At 41.1% G+C, this 23,757-nt stretch carries 18 protein-coding genes; 5 read left to right on the top strand and 13 right to left on the bottom strand.

The features are described 5' to 3' along the window. Nucleotides 1-455 precede the first annotated feature (455 nt). Both HUW48_RS12010 and HUW48_RS27275 read left to right on the top strand, forming a co-directional pair. On the top strand, nucleotides 456-2,534 hold the full coding sequence (locus tag HUW48_RS12010; RefSeq protein WP_182415899.1) for an alpha-ketoacid dehydrogenase subunit alpha/beta: 2,079 nt from the start codon (nucleotides 456-458) through the stop codon (nucleotides 2,532-2,534). 217 nt (nucleotides 2,535-2,751) lie between these two features. Continuing rightward, on the top strand, nucleotides 2,752-2,883 hold the full coding sequence (locus tag HUW48_RS27275) for a hypothetical protein (protein WP_262891511.1): 132 nt from the start codon (nucleotides 2,752-2,754) through the stop codon (nucleotides 2,881-2,883). A 199-nt stretch (nucleotides 2,884-3,082) separates the two neighbouring features. Here the strand turns inward: HUW48_RS27275 and HUW48_RS12005 are convergent, their stop codons facing one another. Then, nucleotides 3,083-5,242 (bottom strand): T9SS type A sorting domain-containing protein, encoded by a 2,160-nt coding sequence (locus HUW48_RS12005; protein ID WP_182415898.1) that lies wholly within the window; start codon nucleotides 5,240-5,242, stop codon nucleotides 3,083-3,085. A gap of 644 nt (nucleotides 5,243-5,886) precedes the next feature. Next, nucleotides 5,887-8,346 carry a translocation and assembly module lipoprotein TamL gene (gene tamL, locus HUW48_RS12000; protein ID WP_182415897.1) on the bottom strand — a complete coding sequence of 820 codons (2,460 nt, stop codon included), beginning with the start codon at nucleotides 8,344-8,346 and terminating at the stop codon, nucleotides 5,887-5,889. A gap of 9 nt (nucleotides 8,347-8,355) precedes the next feature. Here tamL and HUW48_RS11995 point away from each other — a divergent pair, with 9 nt between their 5' ends. Continuing rightward, the gene (locus tag HUW48_RS11995; RefSeq protein ID WP_182415896.1) at nucleotides 8,356-9,102 is read left to right on the top strand and encodes a TrmH family RNA methyltransferase; all 747 of its coding nucleotides are present in this window, start codon (nucleotides 8,356-8,358) and stop codon (nucleotides 9,100-9,102) included. 88 nt (nucleotides 9,103-9,190) lie between these two features. On the opposite strand, the gene HUW48_RS11990 is transcribed toward HUW48_RS11995, so the two are convergent. The 5 genes from HUW48_RS11990 to HUW48_RS11970 form a co-directional block, all read right to left on the bottom strand. Next, a complete protein-coding gene (locus HUW48_RS11990; protein WP_182415895.1) occupies nucleotides 9,191-10,330 on the bottom strand; it encodes an outer membrane beta-barrel protein in 1,140 nt (379 codons plus the stop codon). Nucleotides 10,331-10,342: 12 nt separating this feature from the next. After that, a complete protein-coding gene (locus tag HUW48_RS11985; protein WP_182415894.1) occupies nucleotides 10,343-11,188 on the bottom strand; it encodes a hypothetical protein in 846 nt (281 codons plus the stop codon). Between the two features lie 14 nt (nucleotides 11,189-11,202). Continuing rightward, the gene (locus HUW48_RS11980; protein ID WP_182415893.1) at nucleotides 11,203-11,736 is read right to left on the bottom strand and encodes an RNA polymerase sigma factor; all 534 of its coding nucleotides are present in this window, start codon (nucleotides 11,734-11,736) and stop codon (nucleotides 11,203-11,205) included. Between the two features lie 748 nt (nucleotides 11,737-12,484). Continuing rightward, nucleotides 12,485-12,844: a CoA-binding protein gene (locus HUW48_RS11975; RefSeq protein WP_182415892.1), complete on the bottom strand. Its 360-nt coding sequence runs from the start codon at nucleotides 12,842-12,844 to the stop codon at nucleotides 12,485-12,487. 189 nt (nucleotides 12,845-13,033) lie between these two features. After that, nucleotides 13,034-14,602, bottom strand: a complete 1,569-nt coding sequence (locus HUW48_RS11970; RefSeq protein WP_182415891.1) for an NAD(P)/FAD-dependent oxidoreductase — start codon at nucleotides 14,600-14,602, stop codon at nucleotides 13,034-13,036. Nucleotides 14,603-14,887: 285 nt separating this feature from the next. Here HUW48_RS11970 and HUW48_RS11965 point away from each other — a divergent pair, with 285 nt between their 5' ends. Continuing rightward, nucleotides 14,888-15,652 (top strand): oxygenase MpaB family protein, encoded by a 765-nt coding sequence (locus HUW48_RS11965; protein WP_182415890.1) that lies wholly within the window; start codon nucleotides 14,888-14,890, stop codon nucleotides 15,650-15,652. 194 nt (nucleotides 15,653-15,846) lie between these two features. After that, the gene (locus HUW48_RS11960; RefSeq protein ID WP_182415889.1) at nucleotides 15,847-16,386 is read left to right on the top strand and encodes a peroxiredoxin family protein; all 540 of its coding nucleotides are present in this window, start codon (nucleotides 15,847-15,849) and stop codon (nucleotides 16,384-16,386) included. Between the two features lie 1,002 nt (nucleotides 16,387-17,388). Here the strand turns inward: HUW48_RS11960 and HUW48_RS11955 are convergent. The 6 genes from HUW48_RS11955 to nuoI are packed head-to-tail and all read right to left on the bottom strand — an operon-like array spanning nucleotide 17,389 to nucleotide 23,651. Continuing rightward, the gene (locus HUW48_RS11955) at nucleotides 17,389-18,843 is read right to left on the bottom strand and encodes an NADH-quinone oxidoreductase subunit N (protein ID WP_182415888.1); all 1,455 of its coding nucleotides are present in this window, start codon (nucleotides 18,841-18,843) and stop codon (nucleotides 17,389-17,391) included. Then, complete coding sequence (gene nuoM, locus HUW48_RS11950) at nucleotides 18,830-20,407, bottom strand: NADH-quinone oxidoreductase subunit M (protein WP_182415887.1); 1,578 nt, start codon at nucleotides 20,405-20,407, stop codon at nucleotides 18,830-18,832. The genes HUW48_RS11955 and nuoM overlap by 14 nt, the downstream gene beginning before the upstream one ends. Continuing rightward, nucleotides 20,404-22,296: an NADH-quinone oxidoreductase subunit L gene (gene nuoL, locus HUW48_RS11945; RefSeq protein WP_182415886.1), complete on the bottom strand. Its 1,893-nt coding sequence runs from the start codon at nucleotides 22,294-22,296 to the stop codon at nucleotides 20,404-20,406. The genes nuoM and nuoL overlap by 4 nt, the downstream gene beginning before the upstream one ends. A gap of 2 nt (nucleotides 22,297-22,298) precedes the next feature. Further along, on the bottom strand, nucleotides 22,299-22,607 hold the full coding sequence (nuoK, locus tag HUW48_RS11940) for an NADH-quinone oxidoreductase subunit NuoK (RefSeq protein WP_182415885.1): 309 nt from the start codon (nucleotides 22,605-22,607) through the stop codon (nucleotides 22,299-22,301). Beyond that, entirely contained in the window at nucleotides 22,604-23,131 is a 528-nt protein-coding gene (gene nuoJ / locus HUW48_RS11935) for an NADH-quinone oxidoreductase subunit J (RefSeq protein ID WP_182415884.1), read from the bottom strand. Before nuoJ ends, nuoK begins: the two co-directional genes overlap by 4 nt. A gap of 4 nt (nucleotides 23,132-23,135) precedes the next feature. Beyond that, complete coding sequence (gene nuoI / locus HUW48_RS11930) at nucleotides 23,136-23,651, bottom strand: NADH-quinone oxidoreductase subunit NuoI (RefSeq protein WP_182415883.1); 516 nt, start codon at nucleotides 23,649-23,651, stop codon at nucleotides 23,136-23,138. Between the last annotated feature and the right edge of the window lie 106 nt (nucleotides 23,652-23,757).

Below are 23,757 nucleotides of genomic sequence, written 5' to 3'. Positions count from 1 at the left end.
TTACTAAATTTAGTTCTAATGGGCTGGTAAGGTAACGGAATAAAAGTAAGATGGAAACCGTACAAAACTACTTTAAAACGCGCTTCCCTAATCCATAAAACTATTTACTTTTTTAACGATGAAGCTGCTTTGCATTTTAGAAGTTTAGCCATTATCGGGTAATTTCCGCAACTATTAGTTTGTTGGCAGCTCCTTTAAGGTGGTTGGGGCACCACCTTGAGTGAATGTTATTACTTTTTTTACTAAATGCGAAATAGCTCCGATATAAATATTTACTTTTTAAAGATAAAACGTGGGAATATAGAATAATTAGGGTTAGTTCTATTTATATAATGCTTAAGATTAAAACTTTAGATTAGTATTTATTAACTATATAAGTAAATAATTATTGGAACGGCAATCTGTTTTTCCTGAAGCGAGTGTATAGCCATAGGGTATGTTTTTACGTAAACCTAATGGCAAATATAACGCAACCCAAATCTTTGGAACTTTATCTGAAAATTCTGCTCCAAGCTTATTCCCGAATGCTAACGGCCCGCGCCATGGCCAATACGTACGAACAAAACCGGCAGATTTGCCGCTACGTGCACAGCACTTCCCGGGGACACGAAGCTATTCAGCTAGCTACGGCTTTTCAATTAAGTGGCCACGATTATGCTTGCTTGTATTACCGCGACGAAGCCATGCTGTTGGGCTTAGGCTTTACGCCGTATGAACTCATGCTCCAGTTACTAGCTAAAGCCGATGATCCTTTTTCTGGTGGACGTATTTACTATGGTCATCCATCGGTAAGGCGAGAAGGTTTGCCCATTATTCCGCACCAAAGTTCGGCTACAGGTATGCAGGCCATTCCGGCTACGGGCATGTCCCACGCCATTCGTTTTCTGGAAGCGCAAGGTATAATTCCGCTGGAGCGCCAAAGTGTGGTATTATGTTCGTTAGGAGATGGCGCCGTTACCGAAGGAGAAGTATCTGAAGCCCTGCAAATGGCCGTGCTTAAACAGTTGCCTATTATTTACCTGGTGCAGGATAACGACTGGGGAATATCGGCTAAAGGGTCGGAAATGCGGGCAATGGATGCCTATGAATTTGCCCAAGGCTTTAAAGGTTTAGAACGCATGCGCATTGATGGGTCTGACTTTGTTCATTCTTTTACCGGGATGAAACGGGCTTTTAATTATGCGCGGCAGGAAAGAAAACCAATTTTGGTACATGCCAAGTGTCCTTTACTGGGTCATCATACCTCGGGCGTACGTAAAGAATGGTACAGGGGCGAGAGTATCGAACTTGCTCTTAAAAACGATCCTATTCCTAAATTACAGGCCCAATTAGTAGAAGCTGGCGAAACAATAGCTCAATTAGAAGAAATAGAACAAGAAATATTGCAACTGGTAGCAGAAGCTTTTTCCCGGGCAGTAATAGCACCAGAACCGGACCCAACTACCATTTACCAGCATGATTTTGCACCAACTCCTATTGTTCAGGAATCGGGCACCCGGCATCCAATTGGAGCGGCAAAAGTGACCATGGTAGATGCGGCCTTACACGCCATTGAAGAAATTTTAAAAGATTACCCCGAAGCTTTATTTTACGGCCAGGATGTAGGTAAACAACTAGGCGGCGTTTTTCGCGAAGCTGCTCTGTTAGCCGCCAAGTACGGCGATGAACGGGTTTTTAATACCCCTATTCAGGAAGCCTACATAATTGGTTCTACGGCGGGTATGGCGGCAGTAGGAGCCAAGCCCATTGTTGAAATTCAGTTTGCCGATTATATGTGGCCGGGGTTAAATCAACTGGTAGAAGAGCTTTCTAAATCTTGTTATCTCACCCAAGGTAAATTTCCGGTACAATGCCTTATTCGGGTACCCATTGGCGCTTACGGTGGCGGCGGACCTTACCACTCGGGTAGCATTGAATCAGCATTACTCACCATCCGGGGTATAAAAGTAGTGTATCCATCAAACGCGGCGGATATGAAAGGTTTAATGAAAGCTGCTTTTTTAGATCCAAACCCGGTCGTTTTTTTGGAACACAAAGGATTATATTGGTCGAAGTTGCCGGGCACCGAAGAAGCTAAATCATATGAGCCAGCTGCCGATTATATAGTACCGTTAGGGCAACCCTGCCAGGTAGTAAACGCTGACCTCGATAAAAAAATGCAAGGAGAAAGTCTGGTAGTTATTACTTACGGAATGGGTATTTACTGGGCGCGGGAAGCAGCCAAAGGTTTTAAAGGTCAAATTGAAATTATAGATTTACGCACTTTGTATCCCTTAAACGAAGCATTTTTAGAAGAAGCCATTCAGCGGCATGGTAAAGCTTTACTGCTCACGGAAGAACCCTTGCTCAACTCTTTTATTGAATCTTTAGCTGGTCGATTATCGCAGAAATGCTTCCGGTATTTAGACGCGCCTATTTTAACTTTAGGGTCAGAAAATGTACCAGCAGTACCATTAAACATTTGCCTGGAAAGTAAAATGTTGCCAAATGCCGATAAAGTTGCTAAGGCCATTAATCACCTCCTGCATTATTAAAAAAGTAAATTTGTTAGCGAATGAAGCTTAAAATTAAACTTAGGTTGATTCTTATTGTAGTTTAGGAGCAGGATGTATACTAATTAGTATAAAGTAATTGTCAAACAGGCTAAAAGGGAAAGAACATTTTAGTTAGATAAATGTCTTTTATGTATGTAGACTGTTCAAGTCTACAGGCTCTGGTGCTATCTAGTTTGCTAACTTCAAGCATTGCTTCATGGCCGGCGGGCCTCGTTTGGCTCTTCCCGGCGGGTCTAAGCTTCCTTTCCTCCTTCGTCGAAATGCTGCGCACCAGAATCTTAGAAGGACCTCCGCAGCCAAACTGGTGTCAGTTTTTATAGCTACCTGATATTTGTTTGTTAATTATTTTAGTCCAAAAAACAAATTAGAGTAGGAGTACAACTTTTTATTTCAGCTTATGGAAGAATGTTTATGTGATTTGCTATTACCTTAAAGAAATAAATTACTAAAAGAGAATTAAGAAAATTGAATATTTGTTTACCCCGGAGAACTTATGTACCAAATGCTAGTTTCCGGTGGTAAAAATTTTAATTTTTTACAAGGCGCTGCACCAGATTAAGTAGCCGTCCTCTTACTTGAACCTGGTAGGTACCACTGCGAACTCCGGTTATATCTAAACGGAAAGCATTAAGACCAACCGTTGCAGTTCTTTTTTGAGTATAAATTACTTGACCTGAAACATTGGTAATAATTATGTGCACTTCTTCGGATGACTTGGCGCTAAACTCCAAGGTGAACTCGCCAGTTGTTGGGTTCTGGAAAGTCCTAAGAAGGGAGCTAATACTACTCTCGCGTTTAACGGCAATAATTTTACTAAATCGGCTATTTCCATCAGTGGCTACTATTTTTAAACGGTAATAGCTGGTTCCGTTTAGCGGATTTTTATCGGGGAAAGAATAGGCAGTTTGCTGCTGCGTCGTACCGACGCCTTTTACCTGGCCAATGGTTTCAAAAGAAATTCCATCGCTACTTCTTTCAACAACAAAATAATTATTTTTTTCTTCCGAAGCCGTTTCCCAGTGCAATTGAACTCCATGCATCTCCGGCCGGGCAATAAATTTAATTAATCCTACTGGTAAGGGTATGAGTATATCGCTTTGCCGGAAAGCATAATTTGGAATTGGTTCCGTGCCGAAAGTAGTAGAGTCAAATAAATCTAACCAGCCATCATTATCCGAATCGTGGTAATAACTTAAACCATATTCCAGGTAATTCAAACGTCCGTCTTCATCATCGTCTTCTAACCAATCCGGAATACTATCGTTATCTGAATCATTTGTATTGCTGTAATAAGCAGTTGCCGGGCCGTTACCAGCCGCCAGAGCATTTGCTCTAAACTGATCAGCTAAATCTTTTAATTCCGTAAGGGAATAACCCGAAACCTGCGCCGGGTTTGAATTATCGTAGGCTTCAATGGCATCGCCGTAGGCATCCTCGTCACTGTTCTGATCCAGATAATCGGGGAAAGAATCTACGTCGGTGTTTACCGGGTACAGGGCTAATCCGGAAGGGGCTGAACAACCGCAAGTCACATCATAGTTATCATCAATCCCATCTTTATCGGCGTCAGTGCCTTTAGGCGTAATTACAGGATTACCAGGTGAGGCCTGGGCTTCCAGGTAATCCCGCAAACCATCATTATCGGAATCCAAATCGAGGAAGTTGTATAGGCCATCTCCGTCAAAATCGTTAAGGCTCCCTTCCGTAATAGTAGTGGAACTCTTCGGGATACCATTAGCACCTACCGGACTTGTTAAGCGACCGGTATTGGCGCTATAGTTAGAACTGGGAACCCTTCCAAAGGGAGTTTGCTCTACCACATCGGTAATGCCATCGCCATCTGAATCTAAATCAAAGGCATTAATAATACCGTCCCTGTCTTTATCGAATAAATTATTTACTTTCGTTACACTGTTGTAATCACCATTAGGGAAGCTTGGGTCCCGATAGTTTTCAATTCCATCATTATCATCATCGGCCGAAGGATTGAAACCATTGGATTCCAGTAAATCCGGAATGCCATCGTTATCATCGTCTAAATCGATTATATCAGCCACTTTATCTAAATCCTGGTCGGTAGAAATTAGAGGAATAGTAAATACCGCGGCAGAAGCATCCTCGGCATTTTCATTATCTTTTACAATATAGCTAAAAGTAACATTAGCCGTATTGCCTATAGCCGGATCAAATTGAATCTGGTTCCGGTTAGTCCAGGAAAAAGCTGTATTAATAGTAGCCGGTATGTTATTTACGTACAATACTCCTTGCGAAGCAGAAGGCAAAACACTAAACCGAAAGGTACTAATAGACACATCATCGGTTCCGTTTAAAGCATCTAATAAAGTTATGCCTGCTAAGTTTGATAAAGCAAAGCTGTTAGTCTGATCCTCAGCCACGGGTTCTCCGTTTATAGGAATGGTAACAGTAGCGTAAGAAGCATCATTTGCGCCTGCGTTGTCTAAAACGGTAAATTTAAAAGTAACATTTGCCGTATTAGCCAAGTTTGGATCGAAGCGCAAGGTATTGGCTAAATTCCATTGGTAATTCGTGTTTAGTACAAGAGGTGTATTTACTACTGTATTAAAAGTGATAATGGTCCGGGTGCCGTCTTTGCCTGTTTGAGATAAGGCGTTTTGATTTAGAAGGAAATGTAAAAACAGAAAAAATAAGACGTGAAATTTTTTCATGACCAATCAGTATATGCAATATAATCTCCTTAGCCCTTTAAACGGGCTTAATGAGATGGGGTGGCGTTAAGATAATTATTTTGAGAAAATTAGGTTTTTTCTATGTTCTTACTAATTCTTTTTAGTTAACTAAAAAACTTATATAGTAGAATGTATAGAAAGAATATATTAGATAACAACAAGATCCAAAAAGAGCGATTAAAAAGCCGAGATTTAGAAGAACTTTTACCTGGGCCAGGTTTTAATCGGGTAATCGCCGGTTTAGTTTTATAAGTTAGTGAATTAGAGGCATACTTGTAATCAAAATAACTTTTCATGGAACTTGCAATATAGTGTTGTTAACATTATACATGTTAAAATCACCACGGTCAAACTAAAACAACATAAAATACTAAATATAGTGTTTTGATAAACCGCATGATTTAACAGATGAACTTAGAAAATTTAATTGGCAAAATGAATTAAACGAAATTTTAACAAATTAACTTACTGATTAGTAACGCGAATAAATTCAAAGAATTATTTTTATTATCCGGTTATTTAAAATATAATTCATCAAATAAAACCTAAAATTCCACTTCTCCAATTAAATTACGATTTCCTCTTCCATTCGGATTTAATTGGTCAAGTGGCTTTCATTTAACTTAAAAAGGATAACCAATCCCTAAGTTAAAGGTTGTGTGCTTATTATTTCTGTTAAAGATATCTTTTAAAGTGAATTGGTTTAAAACGTAGCGGTTACCATAAGTAAAAGCAGGATCGAATACTTTCGTCGAAAAGTCGAAACGGGCAATTAAAAAGTTAAAATCCAGACGTAAACCGGTACCAACTCCCACCGCAAATTCACTTAAAAAATCGCTCCATTCAAATTGGGAATCAGGTCGGTTTTTATCTTCGGAAATCATCCAGGTATTACCCGCATCAATAAAAAATGCGCCATTCAAATAACCCACTATGTTAAACCGGTGTTCCAGGTTGGTTTCAATGAGCATTTCACCGGGTTGTTCGGTATCGTAATCGCGTTCCATTATTTCGTTTCCGAAACTATCCCGCATAATCTGGTTCGTATCCGGGTCGCGCATGGGCCTTTGGGCGTAATATGCTCCCGGTCCTAACCGCCGGGGACGCCAGGCCCGGATGCTGGAACCACCCCCGCCAAAAAAATATTTATCGTAAGGCAAACCCACCGATTTAAAAGGCTGCACTAAGCCAATATTCAAACGATACACCAAAAAAGATTTGTTGGATAGTTTTAAATATTTGCGGTAATCGCTGTTTACCCGGTAAAACTTATATAAGCGTAAGTCGCCTAAATAATTCAGCTGCTCCTTAGATCTAAATTGTTCGGCCGCCAGAGCAGTTAACCCGCCTACTTCAATGAATAAACGCCAGAATTGCCCCGAGTTATTATTGCGGAAATCGTTATAAAACCGGGTAAAATTAATACTAGGCACTACTGCATTAGTAAAACTTTGGCCGTAAGTCGTATTTTTATTCAATAAAGCTTCGAAGTCCGGGGAAAGCCGCGGTGTTTTTATTAAACTAATATCTACTGGGGTAAAAACGTACTGCACCTTTGTAGAGGGTTGCCAAATGTAATCAAAAGTAGTTTCCAGGTTGGTTCGCACATATTCCCTTCTGTCAACGTAGGTATAAGATACATTTAAGCGGCTGCGCGGGTTAAACCTACTAAATTGTTTATTTACCCGGAACGGCACCAAAAACTGCGGAAAGGTAAGTCCGATATTCCCCCCAAAGTCTTTCATGTAGATAGATTCGCTAAAATCTAAGCTACTATATTGGCCCTGCAAACCTCCTCTTAAACCAATATCCAAGATTTCGGCGCCTCCTAATATATTCCGCACTTTTAAACGCAGGTTCACAAACGGGCCGGGTAAACGAGCAGTATAACTTCCGCCAGCTTCGCTGGTTTCCTGGTACTTTTTGGTAGGCGATACGTTTACAAAAACATCTAGCTGCGGAGAACCTAGGGAGTCAGGTAAAATGGTATAATTTACGGAATTAAACCGAAACATGTCCAGGTTATTTAATTGCTGTTGGGTAAGCTGAGTTAAATCAAGGCTGTAGCGTTGGCGCGGGTAAATGGTTAATTTAGAATCAAGTACCTTAGGATTTATTCTGTGCCGGTAAGCCAGGTATTTAACATTATTGTACCAAATGGTATCTCGCTTAAATCCAAAGCGTTTTAAACCGGCATCACCGATAAAACTTACTTCGCGAATCCGGTATTGTTTATGGGGCTGATTATCTTTGTTATTGGCAATTAAATAGGTAAAATGGGCGGTATAAGGTGCATAATTGGTATCTACTTTGGCCGTAATAAATGGTTTTCGGAATTCGTAATAGCCTAAATTGCGTAGTAAAATTTCCAGCCGGTTTCGTTCCTGATCAATAATTTCTTCGTCATAATTCTGACCAACTTTTAACAAAGCCGCAGTTTGCGCAGAGTCTACAATGTGGGCGATAACCGAATCGGCAATAGCATGGGTAATTTGAGTAATTTTAGTGGGTTTATCCTCATCTACTAATAAATTAAGGTAAACTTTCTTTTCTTTGATTTCTTCGGTGTACGTTACTTTAGAATGAAAAAAGCCTTTGGTGTTCAGGTAGGTTTTTATCTGACGCAGGGTAGCCTGCGTTTTTGTAGTATCGTAAATGGCAGGCGGTTCTCCCACGGTCATTAGCCAATTGCCTTCTTCTCTTTTCCGGGTCATTACCGCTAATCGTTGTTCCCGTTTAGCCAATATATTCGAAATCCTGACAGAATCCGTACCAGCCGCCGCAATTTTAGCATCCGTTTGAACCCGGTATTCGTCTATCCATCTTTGAATTTTATTTGGATTATAAAACTTTTTACCAAAGTAATAAAGCGACAAGTAGGGGGTACTACCTAAAAACTTACGATTTGGTTTTTGTTTGTATAAGGTGCTAATTTGAGCAGGGTCATTTACCGCTACCCCTTTCAGCTTAATGGAATACAATAAATTTTGGTTTTTCTCTAACCGGTGCGTGGGTACGCACGAAGCAGCTAACCAACTAGTACTGAGAAAAAAAAGTATATAACCCGTTAACTTCAAAATCACCTTTGCTCTATGTTATCGAAAGCAGCTTTAAAATATATCAATTCTTTGCAAGTAAAAAAATACCGTCATCTCCACCAAGCCTTTTTGGTAGAAGGAGCTAAAAGCGTGAAAGAGTTGCTTTTATCTGATTACACCATTGAAAAGCTGTTCGTAACAGAAGAATTTCTAGGTAAAAGTACCGAAATAAAGGCGAAAAGTTTGACTTACGAGCTAATAGACGAAAAAGACCTTACCAGGGCCGGCACCTTTTCTACGAATAACGCCGCCTTGGCCATTGCTAAGATGAAAGCGCCTGCTTTTTTTGCACCAGATTTATCAACCTTAACGTTGGCTTTAGATGATATCCGCGATCCGGGAAATTTGGGTACTATTATCCGGATTGCTGATTGGTACGGTCTGCAGCATATTATTTGTTCGGAAACCTGCGCTGATTTTTACAATCCGAAAGTAATTGCAGCTACCATGGGCTCTTTTACCCGTGTGAATGTAGTATACGTTACTTTGCCAGAATTCCTGAAAAAATTACCCGCCGACCTTCCTCTATATGGCGCTTCGCTCCATGGCCAGAACATTCATCGCTTAACGTTACAACCTACCGGAGTACTTATTATGGGCAACGAAGCCCACGGCATCCGGCCCGAAGTAGAAAGCTGCTTAACCCAATTAATTAAAATTCCCCGTTTCGGAAAGGCCGAGTCCTTGAACGTAGCGAATGCTACGGGTATAATCCTGGATAATTTTTTTCGAAATGGGTAGAGGTAAATTTTATAGACTTACGAGAAAACAAAGAGGAGATTCCGTTTAAGAATCTCCTCTTTGTGTGAATAGTCCTGAAAGAATTTTTTTAAATCCGGAAGCCGAAACTTACAACGTTCATTTTAGGACCGCGATTATCTTTGAACAAGTCATTCAGGTTGTATTTAGCAAACAGATTAATCCATTTGTAACCAATTAAGAAATTAACGCCGTACTGCATATCTTCCAGGTTGTAATTACCGCGCTCTTTATCTTTGTAGGTATTGCCCTCGCTTTGGTATTTAATTTTAGTGTGCGAGCCTAAACGGTACCCCACAAAGCCGCCGCCGCCAATCTTAAAGGATTCTTTGCCGTTTTTGTCTTTAAAGTTTAATTCAATAATTACCGGTAAGTTTAACGAAGAAGTGGTAAGCTTACTTTTTTCTAAAGATAAGGTAGACTCGTTGTAAAAAACCGTGGTGTTATTTTCATCGGTAATGCGGCGGTTTTTGTCCAGCATGTAATTATTAAAAGCAAGTTCTAAACCAGTCCGGAATTTTAACGGGCTTTTAACTCCACCAATGCGGGTAGAAATGTATTGGTTTAAGCTAATGTAACGAGAACCAATAGGTTTTAAATCGTACAAGCTATTGTTCAATTCAGGAACATTTACGAAGGTGTTCAAACCTAAATCAATGGTGCTGAAAAAGCGGTGCCGGCGGTTCATTTTACGTTCCATCTTTTCTTTCCGGAGGCTATCGTTGCGGGTTTTAACATTCACGTACACCGAGCCATTGTGGTCATCATCGTCCTCATCATCTTCGTAGTCTACTTCTACTTTAACCAGGTCTCCTGCATTAGCCGACCAGGTTTGTTTGCTTCCACTATTACCGCTTGCCATTTTAATTTTAATTTGCTCGGGCGCATTAGGGTTATTCAGGTCTTTGGCCGGATAAAAGGTCATGCTTATTTCGGCTGAACCATTGGGGCTCGACTTACTCATGCTCTCCACCTGCTGCACGTATTTATTTAACAAAACCATTAAGGAATCCAGGCTATATTTTTGGAAATTTTTTAGCTGGCTGGTGTTTTTAACTTGTAAGGTTAGGCTGGCACCATCGGCTAAATTAATCTGAATAGTATCCAGGAGCGAGGCTACATATTTAGGTTTCGCAGCTAATCCGTTCGCCAAAGACACAGCGGTAGCGGCAACCCAAAAAAGGGCTGTAATGATAAGTATGCGTTTCATAAAAATTTTAGATTAGAGGTTAATAACTTTGGAATATTTTTGTTTTAATAATTTACTTTCTACATCAATTCGGTAATTGGCATTTAAACCTAAAGCCGATAATTCTACTTTTTCGCCATTCTTTAAATTGCGCGCTTGTTTAAAGATATTTTTAACCAGCCGCCCTTTCTTCGATATGTTTTCCTTGATAATTTCCTGCGTATGGGAGTATTCTTTTGCATTGGAATTATCGGTATAAGCAACTTCCGCTTCCGGGGCTTTCTTAATAATTACCTCCATAATCCGTTCTTCGGCCACTGTTGGTAAATTGGGTACGTTTTGCGCTACTACTGTAGTAACTGGTGAATTTTCCGGCACCGTTTTCCAGTCATCCTTTGAATAAGTTTTCTCTTGATTTTTTAAATGGTGGGTAGCTACTAAAATGCCAGGCCGTATTTTTTTACCTTTTTTAATTGGTTTGCTGGTAGTAGTACTAGTACTAGCGTTATTAGTGGTTTCTTTAACTTTTTCCTGCGTTACCGGCTCTACTGTTTCGGGCAGTGCCGGTGCCTGGGTGTTTATATCGGCTAAAATAGGCTCCTTCATTATTAAAGGAGTTGGTTGAGTGGTAGCAGGTTTTAAATTGGCTAAATCTCCATTTACTGGTAACGAACTATTAGTTCTGAACCAAAATAACAATGCTCCTGATAGTAAAATTAAGCTTACCGATGCCGCCGCGTAATACACCCACATTGTAGGGCGTTTTTGCTGTACGGGTTCCATTTTGCTCTGCAAACGAGCCCAGGCGTCAGCCGATGGCTCAGGAGCAAACTGCCCGAATTTGTTTTTAAAATATTGATCTACTTCTTCTTCCTTCATGATATTTTTTGCTTTTAAAGCGTAATCGATTCCTGGTTTTGTAAACGCCGCTGCAACATGGCCCGCGCCTTACTTAACTGAGATTTAGAGGTTCCTTCCGATATATCCAGCAACTCTCCAATTTCTTTGTGCGAATATCCTTCAATGGCGTACAAGTTAAACACGGCCCGGTAGCCGGCGGGTAGTTCGTGCAGCATGCGTAATAAATCTTCGGTGGCTAAATCCTGTTCCGCGTTGGCTTCGGTGGCTACCTGCAAAATATCTTTTTCTATGGCCAAATGCATTGGTTCTTTCTTGCGTAAAAACCCGAGTGCTTCGTTTACCATAATACGTTTCATCCAACCTTCAAAACTTCCTTTGTTTTCGAACTGAGTAACATGTTGAAACACTTTCACAAACCCTGTTAACATTACTTCTTCGGCATCCATCTGGTTTTTTAAATAGCGTAAACAAATACCTAACATTACCCCGGCGTACTTTTCATACAGGGTTTTATGGGCTTTGGCTTCACCTTTAACTAAGCCTCGTATAAGTTCCGCTTCGGTCACGTGGATGATTAAAATTGTTTCAGATTACTAAATTAAGACTGTTTGTTTAGTAGATGCAAGCCGATTTATATCGGTTGCCTGATAATCTAAAAAAGAAGTAAAATTATTTAATTGTTATTATAAAATACTGAATTTTAGTAAATTATAAATAAGGAGCAAGCTAATTTTTGTTAAATTCAGCTGTATAGTAACTATTAAAACCAGATTTAAACCTTATTCGCCTAAAGCCTGAATAACTTTTAACATTCAACGATTATTCATTCGGCAGTTTGGTTGGATTTTGATGCTGGAGAAAGGAAAGCGGAATTGTTAAAGTAACTGAGGAAAAAAGGGAGCTACTTAAAGAACAGATTTATTAATTTTTTTAATGCGATTAAGTAGAATTGAATATCAAATACTAATTTCTTGATTTTATAGGTACTTAAAGTAAGTTCGAGCACATGCTTGAAATAAGTATTATATGAAAGACGGTTTATGCGATATAGGATAAGTTATAATATTTGGATCATCCAGAAAGAAACTAGGTAGCTACGTAGAAAAAGAGTTTCTTCCTGAATGACCCGATAAATAAGATTTCTCTCCTTTATTCTATTTCTAACCTCCTACTAATACCCAGCCGCATATAGTAATTTAGTAAATATTGCCTGGAATAACTAACCCTTTATAATCAAAAAACAGCAAAAAAGTAAAGCCTGGATCATCTTGCGATGCCAGGCTCTAATAGCGGATCAGAGTTCGAATATTTAAATTAATATTCGCCTACGGCCAACATAACCAAGGTGCAGTGATGTAAAGTTTTAATATTTTGTTCGGCGGCTTTTCTTTCCAGTTCCGGGTTTTCAGTGCCGGGGTTAAATATAATACGATTTGGCTTTAAACTTAAAATATAATCGTACCAAGAAGGCTGATTTTGAGGTCCCACGTATAAAGTAACTGTATCTACATTTTCTACCGGATTTTTTTCAGTGTCAATCTTAATTCCGGCTACATCGCCATTCCGGATTCCGACGGGCACTACCTCATGACCATACTGTTTTAATTTGTGTACAGCCCGGTAAGCAAACCGCGACGGATTATCCGTAGCGCCTAATACAACTGTTTTTTTCATAATGGTAAAGAATTAATTCCGTTTATGCGGGATAAATATTTGTTTACCCAAGATAAATCCGGATGCGATTTAATAAAAAATTTGCATTTAATACTGCCAACTTAACGATTAAAGTAAATAAAAATGCTTTAAACGTTGATTTAACAGACTTTCTATTTTAAAAGTTATATAATTTACTTCTACTATTATTTAACGGTTCACTTTGGCGGCAATTTTTTCCGCGCACCGTTCTCCATCCATAGCGGCAGAAACAATTCCACCGGCATAACCCGCACCTTCGCCGCACGGATACAAGTTGTTAATTTGTACGTGTTCGAGCGTTTCCCGGTCGCGCGGAATTCGTACGGGGGACGAAGTGCGGCTTTCTACCCCTATAATCTGGGCTTCGTTACTTACATAATTTTTCATTTTACTGTTAAAATAAGTAAATCCTTCGCGCAATCGGTATGCAATGCTGGCCGGAAATAATTCATTCATATCCACGGAAGTTAAACCGGGCTGGTACGACGTTTCGAGTAAATGGCTGGAGAGCTTGGATCGGGTAAAGTCCTGCAAAAGTTGGGACGGGGCTTTTTGTGTACCTCCCGCAATAGCGCAAGCTTGTTGTTCCAGGGCTTGTTGCAAGCGTAAACCCGCTAATGGTCCATGGGTTTTTACGTCCATATCTTCTGTTTCAATAGCTACTACAATACCAGAATTAGCAAACTTAGAATCGCGCCGGCTCGGCGACATGCCGTTTACCACCACTTCGCCCGGAGCAGTAGCAGAAGGCACCATAAAACCACCCGGACACATACAGAACGAAAATATGCCCCGCTGTTTTTTAGCGTAAGTAGTTTGGTGCACCAAAGCATACGATGATGCCGGTAAATACGGTCCGCGGTTATCGCAATGGTATTGAATGGAATCAATAAAAGATTGCTGATGTTCTACCCGCACTCCCATGGCAAAAGGCTTGGCTTCAATGTAAATATTTTTGGAAGCCAAAAGCTCGTAAATATCACGGGCCGAGTGTCCGGTTGCTAAAATTACGCCTTCGCCTTCGAACAGATTACCCGCTTGGGTAACTACTCCTTTTATAGTGTTTTGCTCAATTATAAAATCTGTAACGCGGGTATCAAAATGAATTTCTCCACCGGCGTTTAAAATACTTTCCCGAATATTAGAAATTAAAACCGGCAGCTTATTTGTGCCAATATGCGGGTGCGCATCAAACAAAATATCGGGAGTAGCACCGTGCTGCACTAAAATTTGCAAAGCCCGGTAAACATCGCCCCGTTTCTTAGAACGGGTATACAATTTACCATCGGAGTAGGTACCAGCACCGCCTTCGCCGAAACAATAATTAGAATCCGGATTTACAACGTGTTCTTTGTTAATAGCTGCCAAATCCCGCCGGCGGGTGCGTACATCCTTGCCCCGTTCTAAGATTATTGGCTTTAAATTTAATTCAATACAGCGCAAAGCCGCAAACAAACCTGCCGGACCAGCTCCTACAATAATAACATGTGGCGCTTTATCAACGGTAGGGTAGTGGAATTTAGGTTGCAGAATATCGTTTGGGGGAGTGCTAAAATATACGTCGGCCCGTACCCGTAACAATACATTTTTTCCACGGGCATCTATCGAGCGTTTTAATTTATGAATGTAGGCTATCTCTTCTGGTTGGGCACCCACGTTTTTTAAGATAGCATTTTGCAGAAGCGCTTCATCGTAAGCTACTTCTGGAGGAAGAACCAGTTCTAATTCTTTTTTCATGAAAACAAGCCGGGTAGTTATCCCAGACATTTAAATTTTGAATACTACTAAAACAATGTTTTAGCCCAGCAAAGTTCGGATTTTCTTTTAATCAATCTATATTTTAAAGAATGTTGAATAAAATTAAGATCAAGTAATTTTTGAAAACAGCGAAAGAGAATTCTTGTACAATACTTTGGCAGTGAGGTGAGCCATTCGAAACATTTTAAAAATTTGGTTTGTCCAGAAACCAAAAAAGATTGCTGTTGGATGACTAAAATTTACTAAATTTTTCGTTAAACCAGTATGGATTATTTTGTGGATAAAAGCTCGGTGGTAAGAAGAATCTGGGGCAACAGCGATACAATCTTATTTATTTTTGCCGGATCTGCGGCGGAATTTGCCTTAAATAAAGCGGTGGATTGGTTGTACTTTACTGGCCGATTACCCGCCGATCCGTTAGGACGATTATTTTCGACGGTGGCTTATGCGCGGTTAATAGTTTTTTCGGATAGAGTAGGAGCTTACCGGGCGATCGATAATATGGCAACTATTCATGCTAAGGTAGAAAGTAACCGGGGTGCCGCTATTCCGGACTGGGCCTACCGCGACGTATTGTTCATGCTGATTGATTATTCCATAAGGGCTTATGAATTACTGGAAAGAAAATTAACCCTGTCAGAGAAAATAGAAGTGTGCCAGGTGTTTTTGCAGGTGGGGCAGCGGATGGGATTAGTAGGACTTCCCACCACTTACCAGGATTGGCTAGTAATGCGAGAGCAACATTTAGAGCAAGATTTACAATACAGCCACTATACAAAGGATTTATATCAGCAATACAAAAAACATTTGGGGCTTTTCCGGTTTATTTTGCTAAAGCAGGCACAACAATTATTGGTTTCGGAAAAAGTAAATAAGCTGCTGGGTTTAGGTAAAACAGCTTACATGAAACCAATTGTAATTGCCTATAAACTCAGTAGAAAGTTAAAGTTAGATGGATTATTAAAAAACAGTATCTTGCCGGCTTCTTACAAAGCTGAAATCAAGAGTTTGGATAAAATTCCAGCTTAGTTTAGATAAGCCTTTTAAGTATTTGAACTATTAAAAATTTGATTATTAATTTTAGATGAATCGAATAAATTAAAATTAACGTAGATTTCAACTCATCTGATTTTAGTTTTTCTTTACAGTTTAATAAAGTTAAAGGTATCTCTACTATTTGCTTTTAAGTAGAATATCCTATAATAGTTTACAGAATATATAAAATGAATAAAGGATTATTGATTTCGGTAATATTAGCAGTTATTGTTTTAGGGGCTTGGTTTATTATGCGTTCAGAAGAGCCACAAATAGAACAGGATAATTCTAATGCGCAGCCTACCACTTCTGTGGCGAGAACTCCGCCCACCCCGGCTAACGATTTACCTAATTTGCCCCTTACCAAACCGGATCAAACAAAAATTAACGCTAAAGATTTAAAAGGAAAAACGGTTCTCATATTTTTTGAACCGGATTGTGAGCATTGTCAGCGCGAGGCGAACGAAATGCAAAAACATTTACCAGCTTTTGCCAAGTACACGGTCTACTTTTTTTCGCCGGCACCTTTTGATCAGATGCAGCAATTTTTTATGAAATATAATTTATCTGGTCCTAATATTTTTTACGCTCAAACCCCATTCAATATCATCTTACAAGAATTAGGCGCCATTCCGGCTCCTTCTGTTTATATTTACACGGAGCAGGGTAAACTGGTAAAAGCCTTTAAAGGGGAAACTCCCATGGAAAATATTTTGCCCTTGTTGTAGAATCAAGTAAATTTAAATCGAGCATCGGGGAAATTTAGTTATATTAATTAGGAAATGTATAACTAAAAGACAATGCTTTCTAAGTCATTTTGAATTAATATTTTATACCTAATTGTAACAAAAAGCTATTATAGATTTTGCTGGATAGTAAGCTTGTACTTTGGAGCCTTTTCGAGTCTCCAGGCAGCGGTGCTATCTAGCTTGAGATTTAGAGTTTGCCTCGTGGCCGGCGGGCCTCGCTTGGCTGTTTCGGGCAGTTTAGCGAACCTTGGTTCACTCCGTTGCGCCATGCTGCTCTCAGCACCGGAACGCTAAAAGGCCCTCAATAGCCAAACGGATGTCTTTCTCCAGTAGTTACCTAACTCTAGCTTTCAGAGGTAAAGAATTTACTAAGTCCGCCTCCTCACGCAAGTATTAAGCCAAGCGTCACTTGAGCGTAAGAACAAGAGTCAGTCTCCCGAATGACGTATAATGGCTGAGTTTCTGCCAGTCGGGAGACTAGCTTTTGTCTGTAAAGCACAAGTCCCGCTCCGCTGAGACTGGCGTCAGCAAGTTGTACAAGAAAAATGTGCTAGAAAAGAACCTAGAAAGTATCTAGTAGAGAAAGGCACGGAAGTAACTTCCGCGCCATAGTGAGTATCACCAACCCTACTCCGCCAAGACTAGTGCGGGCAAGGGTAACAAAGACAGTAAAAGAAAACAGGTTAATTAATCTTCGTCATCTTCGGTAAATGTAAGATTAACGGTAGCTACTAGCAAAAGACACCAGTTTGGCTGTTGAGTGCATTTTAGCGTTCAGGTGCTGCAAAGCAGCATGGCGCAACGGAGTGAACCAAGGTTCGATAAACCGCCCGAAACAGCCAAACGAGGCCCGCCGGCCACGAGGCACACTTGAAATATCAGACTAGTTAGCACCGCTGCCTGGTGACTTGAAAAGGATCCAAAGAACAAAATCAAAGTTTACCAAAGCAACTACTTCTTACCATTGGGTATTATTAAATATCATTGGGTAGTCACAATTGTGGTTAGTAAACCTTTTAATAATTGTACCAGGGTAGTAGGGTAAATTCCGATATACACCAATAATAGGGCTAAAATAGCCATTGTAGCCCCTGTAGCAAACGAGATAGCCGGATGAAGTACTTTACGAGTTTTTTTCTGACTGGATTGTGTTTGGGCAAACATGGCGGCAATTACTTTAATGTAGTAATATAAGCCAATTACACTATTAAGAATGAGCATAATAACCAATAACCAGCGTTGGGCATTTACTCCGGAAGCCAATATATAAAATTTACCTACAAACCCTGCCGTAAGCGGAATACCCGCCAGAGAAAGCAGCATAGCTGTAAAAATAGCGGCAGTGGCGGGGCGTCGCCAGAATAATCCGCGGTAATCGCGGAGCCGATCGGCATCGCGCCGGGTATCTGATAACAAGGCTACAACTCCAAACGCACCGAGGCTGGTAATAAAATAAGCTACCAAATAAAAGCTAACTGCTTCTACTCCCAATTGATTACCGGCTAAAAAAGCCACCAGAATATATCCTAAATGCGCAATAGAAGAATAAGCCAGTAATCGTTTAACGTTTCTTTGCCGCAAAGCCAGCAAGTTACCCGCCAACATAGAGGCAATGGCAATAATAGTAAAAACAAGCATCAGGTTCGGGTAACGATATCCATCAACCTGGGCAAAAAAGCGGATTAACAAAGCTATCATGCCGCCTTTGGATACCGTGGCAATAAAGGCCGTTACCGGAGCCGGAGCCCCTTCGTACACATCGGGCGCCCACATATGAAAAGGCACTACTCCTAATTTAAATCCAATACCCACTACCATTAGCCCGAAACCGGTTAAGAGTAAAGGAGGCAATTCCGGTAAAGCTTTTAAATGGGCGGCAATACTCGCAAAAGCCATTGTACCACTGTCGGCATAAATTAATGCCATACCAAATAGTAAAAAAGCCGACGACATTGCCGCCAAAATTAAATATTTTATGCCGGCTTCATCGGAATGTTCGCGGGTACGCAAATAAGCAATTAAACTGTATAAGGCCACACTTAAAACTTCCAGCCCCAGAAATAGGGCCATAAAATGCTGGCTAATTACTAAAACGCACGAACCAAGAGTGGCAAGAATAAGCAAGATATAATATTCTTCGCGGCGTTCTTCCCGTTGTTCAAAGTAGGCATACGATAACATGGTAACAAAAAGAGACGTTACCAAAATCAGCCCTAAATTAAAGATACCCCAACCATCAATTATAAAAAAAGGATCTATCGTGTAGGGATGATTACCAAGGAATAAAAGAGTGGTTAGGGCTATTATATGCGCTACTAAGGTTATGCCGTATATAACTTTATGATTTCGTTTTACCGCTATTACCAGCATATTTAAGGTAGCGGCTCCTACTAATACCAGCAGCGGCATCAGATAATTGAGATCATTTAAGCGCATGCGAACCTCCTTTTGTTGGAATGGATAATACAGAATCCGGAGAAATACTTTGCTGGGCTACCTCGACGGGTTTTGCTGTTTTTACATTTTGTTTTTGATAAGCCTGCAGTTGTTCTTGCAAGGATAATCGTGCCCGGTCTAAAACAGGTTGCGGATTTAACCCCAGCCATAAAATTGTAATTACCAACGATGCAGCCATACCCATTTCCCTAAAATTAAGGTCTGGCATTAAATGGTCAGAATGGTTTTTACCCAGAAATACCTTTTGCATAATCCGCAGCGAATAAGCAGTAGCGGCCACTAACCCAATGGTGGCAAAAATGGTGAGGGTTCGGTTGGCCTGCCAACTACCTACCAGCGTTAGAAACTCCGCAATAAAATTTCCTAAACCAGGTAAGCCTAGCGAAGCCATCACAAACACTAAGGTAACTACGCCCATTTTGGGTATGGTAGACCAGAAACCACCCATTTGCCGGATATCGCGGGTGTGCAGGCGTTGGTACAGAAAACCGGCCAAAATAAACAAAGCTCCGGTACTTAAGCCATGCGTAATCATCTGCATAACCACGCCCTGAAATGCCCACTCGTTAAAAGCAAATACGCCAAGTGCCACAAAGCCCATGTGGCTCACGCTGGTATAAGCCACTAATCTTTTTAAATCCGTTTGCGAAAAAGCCAGTATAGCCCCGTACAAAATACCAATTACACCCAGCAACATGATCCAGGGCGCAAAAGCCTGTGCTGCCTCCGGAAACAAGGGTACCACAAAACGCAATAACCCATAAGCGCCGGTTTTGAGCAACAGTCCGGCCAGAATAACACTACCGGCCGTGGGTGCCTCGGAGTGTGCATCCGGTAACCACGAATGGAAAGGTACTACGGGCAATTTTACCAAGAAGGCAGCCAGAAATCCGGCCATTAGCCAGCCACCAACTGCTGGTGGGAAAGAAGTATTAAGTAATTGAAAGTAATTAAAGGTATAAGTACCTGTGTTATTTCCATGAATAAAGTAAATTCCCAGAATAGACAAAAGCATCAATAATCCGCTGGCCTGCGTAAAAATAAAAAACTTATAAGCGGCATACATCCGGTTTTCGTGCCCCCAGATCCCAATTAAAAAGTACATCGGAATCAGCATTACTTCCCAGAAAAAGTAAAACAAGAATAAATCCATAGTCAGAAAAACTCCGGTAATGCCCGCCAGTACCCACAAAATGTTAAAATAAAAGAATCCGACTCTGGTTTTAATTTCCGTCCAGGAAGCCAGAATAGCTAGTATACCCAGAAAGAAAGTTAAGAGTAGCAAAAGTAAACTTAAACCGTCCATAGCCAGCGAAAACGAAACGCCCCATTGCGGCACCCAGGGAATGTCTAACCGGACTATCCAGCTACTGTTTGGTTGAATAAGAGCGGCACTGCTGGTCCAGAAAAGCAGAGTTGTCAGGAAACTGGCCAGTACTACTCCGAGGGCAATCCAACGCGGAAATGCCGGGTTTAATTTGCTAGATAACCAGGCAATAATACCACCAATCAGAAGAAAACTAATTAACCAGGTTAGAATCATGGCAGTAAGCTTAAGGTAATAATTAATAAGGCTCCCACTACTATCCCCATCATATACCAGCGCAAAATACCACTTTGGGTGCGTGCCAAACCGTGGTTAAAAGCACGCGTCAGGGCCGCTATAGCGGTGTATATTTTATCAATGAAATCGTTTTTATTAATAGTAGCCAGAAAAACAAAAGGCTTTACTAATATCAAATCATATAGTTTATCAAAGCCCCAGCCCGAATACCAGAACCGGTGCAGAGACATAGCCCAGCCTGAATGCTCCAAACTATTTTGTAAAGTCGGATTTTTAAGGTAAAATAAATAAGCCAGGTAAACTCCCGCCAGTGAAACGAGAGCCGCTAATACTTGAAACAGCCATTCTAAGCTTCCGAGAGTTTCGTTAATGGATGTAGCTGGTAAGGCCGAGGTCAGAAAATCAGAAAAAACAGTAAAATGTCCAAAATTATGGGGCAACTCAATAAAACCACCTACCAAAGAAAGAATGGCAAGTATGATTAGAGGAATAGTAATTAATTTACCAGGCGGATGGGATACCTGCGTTTTTGCCTCCCCATAAAAAGTAAAAAATACCATCCGGAACGTATAATTACCCGTAATAAAGGCTCCAGTTAACCCGGCCAGATAAAGCCAGAAGTTACCTCGCTCACTGGCGAGAGAATACCATAAAATTTGATCTTTGCTGTAGAAACCGGCAGTAATTAAAGGTAAAGCCGCTAGAGAAGCCGAACCAATCAGAAACGTCCAGAAAACTACAGGCATTAATTTCCGGAGACCTCCCATTTTAAACATATTTTGTTCGTGGTGCAACGATATAATAATAGCTCCGGCGCTTAAAAAAAGTAAGGCTTTGAAAAAAGCATGGATCATAAAATGAAAAATACCCGCCGACCAGGCACCCACCCCCAGCGCCAGAAACATATACCCAATCTGGCTAATGGTAGAATAAGCCAGCACCCGCTTTAAATCGGATTGGGTTAAGGCCGAACAACCAGCCAGCAATAGGGTTACGGCACCAATAATAGCTACTGTTAATTGCGCTGCCGGGGCTAAATCAAAAATGACGTGCATGCGGGCGATTAAATATACTCCGGCCGTCACCATGGTAGCCGCATGGATAAGAGCCGAAACTGGAGTAGGACCAGCCATCGCATCCGGCAACCAGGTTTGCAAGGGTAACTGTCCTGATTTACCAACGGCGCCACCTAACAACAGAAAAGCAATAATTACCGCATTTTGGGTTCCTACTGACCACAGCTGCGGTGCCTCGGTGGCAATTGTTTGTATGTGTAAGGTGCCGAAGTTCTGAAATAACATAAAAAGGCCGATGGCCAAGGCTGTATCACCCACGCGAGTAGTGATAAAAGCTTTCCGAGCCGCATAACCGTTAGCCGGTTCGGTGTACCAGAAACCAATTAGTAAATAACTACAGAGGCCCACTCCTTCCCAACCCAGGTACAAAAGCAATAAATTATCGGCCAATACCAGTACCAACATCGAGCCCACGAATAAATTGAGGTAAGCAAAGAACCGGGCAAAACCTTCATCGGGCGCCATATAGGCCGTTGAATACAAATGAATAAGGAAACCCACGAAGGTAATAACAAAAATAAATACCAGCGACAAGGCATCCAAGTGAAACGCGACAGATGGATTAAAGCCCGCCACCTCAAACCATTGCCAAACTTCCTGGTGGTAGTAGGGCGGAGTAGGTTTCCCTGAAATAAAGTTAATTCCTAAAATTATGGTTATCAGGGCTGCTAAACCCACACTTCCCACCCCAATTAAAGCTACGGCCGAGCGGGATAGCCTAGTGCCCATCAAGATAAGTACTAGCGCCCCGGCAAAGGGCAATGCAGGTATCGTCCAAAGTAAAGCTTCCATAATTATCCGTGCATTTGATTGGCAGCGTCACTGTCCAGGGTTTTTAACTGATGGTATAATTGTAGAATTAAAGCCAATCCTACCGAAACCTCCGCCGCAGCCATGGTTATAATAAAAATGAACATGACTTGTCCTTCGGGCTGCGCCCAGCGGGCACCGGCTACAATAAAGGCTAAACCAGCTGCATTCAACATGATTTCCACGGAAATCAGCATGAAAATAATATTGCGCCGGATCAAGACGCTAATTAATCCCAGCATGAAAAGAATGCCGGCCAACATCAGGCCATGGTCCATGGGTATGGGGTTCATCCTTCTGCTCCTTCTAAAAAACGGTGAATAACTTTTCTTTTTTGTCGGCCGAGGTGGTAAGCTCCAACAATACCGGCCATCAGCAGCATACCGCTTAATTCTACTCCCAGGATGTAGGGTCCAAAAAGAGACAAACCCACGGCCTTGGCCTCAACCGGTTGGCCCTGGTAACTAGGTGAATCGGCAGCCGTAAAAATATAGAACAACTCACCCAAGAGTACGAATGAAAGAATAGCCGGGCCAATCCAGATGCCGGGCTTTAGCCATTCTTTTTCGTGTTGCACGTCTTCGTGGGTCAGGTTTAGCATCATAATCACGAAAATGATGAGCACCACAATAGCTCCCGCGTAAATAATTATTTCGAGCGCAGCCATAAAAGGAGCGCCTAGCACAAAAAAGATGACCGATATAGCCAGAAAAGAAACCACCAGGTAAAGCAAGGCATGAATTAGATTATAGCGGGTAATTACCAGTATGGTAGAAACTATAGCCACTGCTGCTGCTAAATAAAAAGTAATTTCCATAGTGTTAAGGCATTAAGCTTTTTACATCAACTGGTTCGCTTTCATTTATTGCCTCACCTTTTCCTTTGCCGCCGATGGCTAAACCCGCAACTTTGTAATAGTTATAGCCAGGATATTTTCCTTCGCCATCTATAAGCAAGTCTTTTTTCTCGTACACCAGGTTCTGACGGTTGTATTCGGCCATTTCAAAATCCGGAATTAGTTGAATGGCGAAGGTGGGACAGGCCTCCTCACAAAAACCACAGAAAATACATCGCGAAAAATTAATGCGGAAAAATTCCGGGTACCGGCGGCCGGTTTCATCTTCGGTACTTTGCAACGAAATACAATCTACGGGGCAGGCAGCCGCACAGAGGTAACAGCCTACGCAACGTTCGCCCATATCCGGGTCGCGGGTTAAAACAATTCGGCCCCGCCAGCGCGTAGAAAGTTTCGCCTTATGTTCCGGGTATTGAATGGTATCCCGTTTGTGAAAGGCATGCAGAAATGTAAGCCACATACTGCGCAGAATACTCAACATGTTACCTCCTTTTTTTAGATATTAGATTTTAGACACTAGACTTCTAATACAGTATTTATAATTTTTACTTTTAACCAGCACCTGTTATATTTTATAATCTTATGGT

Source organism: Adhaeribacter radiodurans (assembly GCF_014075995.1).
GTDB lineage: Bacteria > Bacteroidota > Bacteroidia > Cytophagales > Hymenobacteraceae > Adhaeribacter > Adhaeribacter radiodurans.
Note: the sequence above shows the minus strand (reverse complement) of the source record. Positions and strands in the feature narration are given on the sequence as shown.